The sequence below is a fragment of the Bacillus sp. JJ1503 genome (assembly GCF_036965125.1).
GTDB lineage: Bacteria > Bacillota > Bacilli > Bacillales > Cytobacillaceae > Cytobacillus.
In genome coordinates, this window is sequence record NZ_JBALOZ010000239.1 from 1 (window position 1) to 4,031 (window position 4,031).

Below are 4,031 nucleotides of genomic sequence, written 5' to 3' on the forward strand. Positions count from 1 at the left end.
CATATATATATAATATAAAATACAGGAAGGAGGCAAGCCTCTGAGGACCTTAATTAGGATTTTAATTATTATTTCCATTCTTCTTGCAGTAGGACTTTACTTAAATAATGATACAGTTCCTAATAATGATATTTTATTAAATGAAGTTAGTACCCAGCCAAAAGTTGATCATGATTTAGGAGAAATAGGTTCTGAAAATACCTCCGTTCTTAAGATGCCAAACGAAGGGCTAGTTAGTTTAATGGGAAAGCCCACCAGTAATATTATTAATAAGCTGGGCAAGCCTGCAAGAATTGATCCATCATTGTATGGGTTTGATTGGTGGATTTACCCTATTAATTATCATAAATATATTCAGGCTGGCATCAAAGATGATGTAATAGTTACTATTTTTGCAACTGGTACAGACATTCAAATCCCGCCATTCAAAATTGGACAGCCAGTGGCAGAACTTTATTCCTCTACAGTGTTTGATACAAATATTAGTCTTGAATATAATAATAGTTCTTATAAATTTGAACTCTCTGAAGATGATTTGAATACGCGTCCGCTAATTATGATTGGAAATGTTTATGCACAGCTTTATTTGGACAAATTTAGCGGCACTCTTTCCAGCATTCGCCTACTAGATACTGAAACTTTGATAAAACAGCATCCATACGAAATGGTCTATAGAGGAGAACTGCTTGAGGGATTTCAGGAAACGAACATAAATGAGGAAGCAGTGGAGAGAGGGAAAGAAAGACAGGTTTTTGATATTACTAATGTATTTCGAGTACGTAATGAATTGGAACCATTGGAATGGGATGAACAAACGGCTGAGGTAGCACTTGCACATAGTAAGGATATGTATGAAAGTCAGCAGTTTTCCCATATTTCAGAGGAATTTGGGGATTTGACAGATCGTTTGGAAGCAGGAAATGTCTTTTATCAAATAGCAGGGGAGAATATTGCTGCTAATTATATGGATGCACCCGCTGCTGTAGAAGGCTGGCTAAATAGTAAGGGACATCGTGAAAGTTTATTAAATGAACAGTTTACCCACTTGGGAGTAGGCGTTTATAAAAAGCATTATACGCAAAACTTTATTGAGAAATGGCAGGAATAAGCAATCATAATTTTATATTATTAGAAAGAGCTTGTTCCGAATGAACAAGCTCTTTTTATTCCATTGAATAAATTGAAAAACGATTCAACCTAATTGTTCAATTCTACTTACGAGAAAATAATCTTCCTTCCAGTTACCGAACACTCGAATCATTTCGCCTTTATTGAGTTGGGGAATGATCGACTCTTTATCAATTGGAATCATTCTTTTAACATCCCAATAAGAATGGTCTGATTTAATTTTTATATCCATTACATAAACATAGCGGTAATAAGAAAATCTTTGTTTGCTTTCATTCAAATTGACGATGGTTCCCGAAATGATTGCTTCTTCAGGGACATTTTTTAACTTAAGCCACTTTTCGTTACTTTCACGTAATTCCTTTTTTGTTAGCCAGTAAAAATAAATACAAATAATTGGAATAACAATGGCAGTAACCATTAGAACACCACCTGTTTATTTATTTCGTATAATAAAAAAACTTCCGGTAGCATGTGCAATTTTCTTGCCGTCTGATCGATATACATATGCTGACAAAACCATTGTTTTCGTGCCTTTATGATCAAGATGAGCTTTGCACTGAAGATAATCCCCTTTACCGACAGCTAAATAATGAATATTCAATTGGGTTGTTACAGCACCATAGCCATCTGGCAATAAAGAATTTGCCAATGTTCCCATTGCCGTATCGATAATAGTGGCTGTAATTCCACCATGTACGATCCCAAATGAATTATATAGAAGAGGGCTAATTGGGACAGTTATTTCGCAAAGCTCGTTCGTCACCGTTTTTTCCATATGTATTAAACCGTCAACATATGAGTTGTTTATTTTCTGTTGTTTCTTTTGAAAACCGCGCAATAAATCCGTTAGAATATTTAATTCATCTGGTGTTATATTTTCTAAGCAGTCTTCTACAATCTCTCTTACTTGGTTTTTCATTTCATATTCACCTTTCAAGCATTATATTCTGTATACATATTATCATTTTTGTCTGAAGTTGAATATTTTGATTTTTAAATTGTCCTTTCACCTTTTATTCAATCTAACATAAAATAAGATAGGCATTTGTAACAAACCGAGGTGAATGAGGCAAATGACTAAAAAAAAGCTCCACCCTTCCGTTGAAAAATTCAAAGAATTCGTGAAAAGAAATCCAAAAATTGTTCAAGAAGTTCGAAAAGGAAATAAAACTTGGCAGGAGTTATATGAAGACTGGTATTTATTGGGTGAAGATGATCCGAAATGGGAAAATGTGCGATCAGAAGAGAAAGTGAAAAGCACAACAGAAGAAAAAAAATCTGATTGGATGTCCCAAATGGTAGGCTCATTGAAGAAAATGGATTCAAACCAGGTACAAGGGTATATTCAAAATCTTAATCAGGCATTAGCAGCAGTTCAAGGTGTTCTATCACAATTTCAGGGAGGCAGCCCACAGAATAAATTGACCAATTCAAATCAACCGCCTCCAAACCCATTTAAGTTTAAAAAAGACTAGGTAAAAGGGGTCCGAGATGAGAAAAGAGGTTATGGAGCATGTCAGTCAAAATAAGGATTTACAAAGGTTTTTGAGAGAGCAGCCTTTATGGTATAGGCGATTATCACGTAATCCTAATGATATCCAAGCACTTGAAATAGCCGCATTACATTATTATCAAAGAACAATCCCGCATCAAGTTGAAAAATTTACAAATAGTGTACAAATGGCCTCTATGATGATGAGTATGTTCCAAGCAATGAAATCACAAACTTAAAGAAAGCTTTCTCGTAAAACTGAGAGAGCTTTTTATTTTTGTACGTTAAGAAAGTATAAATTGTCAGCGCATAAGTTGATTCAACGTAGTTGCCAATTTTAGGAATTAAGTATAAGTGCAACTACGCATCTGTCTTCACCTTTTCAAGGCTCGCCAATCAGCGAGTTTTCTTTATAAAAAGACATGACAGGAAAGAGTAAAAATAGCTAATGAAGCAAACAATAATTCCATATGAAAGGCTTTTTTAATAAAGGGGTGTTACTCGAAGTGAAACGATTTATTTATTTATATATACTATGTTTATTCGTGGGATTAGCTGGTTGCCAAAATGACAAGCCAAAGCCAGAAACAAAGTTAAAGATTCAGCCAGTTAACATATCTAATTTTAATCATGATGTCCCTGTGTTAGCTTTAACTACAAGCAATAAGGATTTATTTTATGTTAACCATCAGGTGAAAGGAAAAAATATCTTTATTGAATGTGTAGTTCCAGGTATTACTTTTAGGGAATCAAACAATGCAAATAAAGGCTCGATTATTTTATATGTAGATGGGAAAAAGAAAGAGAAAATTTCATCAGCAGCTTTTATCGTTAAGGGAGTACCTACAGGTACACACCGAATAAAGTTAGAGGTAGTGAAGGATAATCATAAGAAGCCAATCATGAAAAAGGAGTTTTATGTAACAATCCCATAACTTTTGATTTCCGCTGTTTCGTGGTAAAATATGAAACGGAGGTGAACTGATGCTTGCTACAACTGAAAGAGTAGAAATTCTTGAGTCTGCCGAACAAATTGCTTTTATGATCATTCATTCAGTGGAGGCGGAAAGGTACCGTCAATGTTTATATAGATTAAAGACAAGCAAGGAAACACAAAGAAAAATTCGTGAGTTTGTAAATATGAAAGAGCATTACGAAGAAGTTCAGCGATTTGGAAAGTATCATCCTGAATATAAATCTGTCATGAAATCGATCCGGGAATTAAAAAGAGAGATGGATATGGATGAACATGTTTCTGAGTTTAGGAAGGCTGAAAATGACCTTCAATTTATTCTAGATGACGTAAGTGTAATAATAGGACATGCCGTTTCCGAACAGATAAAAGTCCCAACCGGAAATCCCTTTTTTGACAGCATGTCTAGCTGTGGCGGAGGCTGCGGATCGGGAG

7 protein-coding genes are annotated in these 4,031 nt (G+C 34.8%); 5 read left to right on the forward strand and 2 right to left on the reverse strand.

Annotated features, from left to right (window positions below; all coding sequences use genetic code 11):
- Positions 1-241 precede the first annotated feature (241 nt).
- The gene (locus V7149_RS17755; protein ID WP_335346938.1) at positions 242-1,108 is read left to right on the forward strand and encodes a CAP domain-containing protein; all 867 of its coding nucleotides are present in this window, start codon (positions 242-244) and stop codon (positions 1,106-1,108) included.
- An 84-nt stretch (positions 1,109-1,192) separates the two neighbouring features.
- On the opposite strand, the gene V7149_RS17760 is transcribed toward V7149_RS17755, so the two are convergent.
- On the reverse strand, positions 1,193-1,549 hold the full coding sequence (locus V7149_RS17760; RefSeq protein ID WP_335346939.1) for a hypothetical protein: 357 nt from the start codon (positions 1,547-1,549) through the stop codon (positions 1,193-1,195).
- Between the two features lie 15 nt (positions 1,550-1,564).
- Entirely contained in the window at positions 1,565-2,050 is a 486-nt protein-coding gene (locus tag V7149_RS17765; RefSeq protein ID WP_335346940.1) for a PaaI family thioesterase, read from the reverse strand.
- A gap of 154 nt (positions 2,051-2,204) precedes the next feature.
- Here V7149_RS17765 and V7149_RS17770 point away from each other — a divergent pair, with 154 nt between their 5' ends.
- The 4 genes from V7149_RS17770 to V7149_RS17785 form a co-directional block, all read left to right on the forward strand.
- Positions 2,205-2,606, forward strand: a complete 402-nt coding sequence (locus V7149_RS17770) for a YlbD family protein (protein ID WP_335346941.1) — start codon at positions 2,205-2,207, stop codon at positions 2,604-2,606.
- A 16-nt stretch (positions 2,607-2,622) separates the two neighbouring features.
- On the forward strand, positions 2,623-2,862 hold the full coding sequence (locus V7149_RS17775) for a YlbE-like family protein (RefSeq protein ID WP_335346942.1): 240 nt from the start codon (positions 2,623-2,625) through the stop codon (positions 2,860-2,862).
- Positions 2,863-3,129: 267 nt separating this feature from the next.
- Positions 3,130-3,558, forward strand: a complete 429-nt coding sequence (locus tag V7149_RS17780; protein WP_335346943.1) for a hypothetical protein — start codon at positions 3,130-3,132, stop codon at positions 3,556-3,558.
- A gap of 49 nt (positions 3,559-3,607) precedes the next feature.
- Positions 3,608-4,031, forward strand: a 424-nt coding sequence (locus V7149_RS17785; RefSeq protein WP_335346944.1) for a YlbF family regulator, incomplete at its 3' end; no start/stop codon positions are given.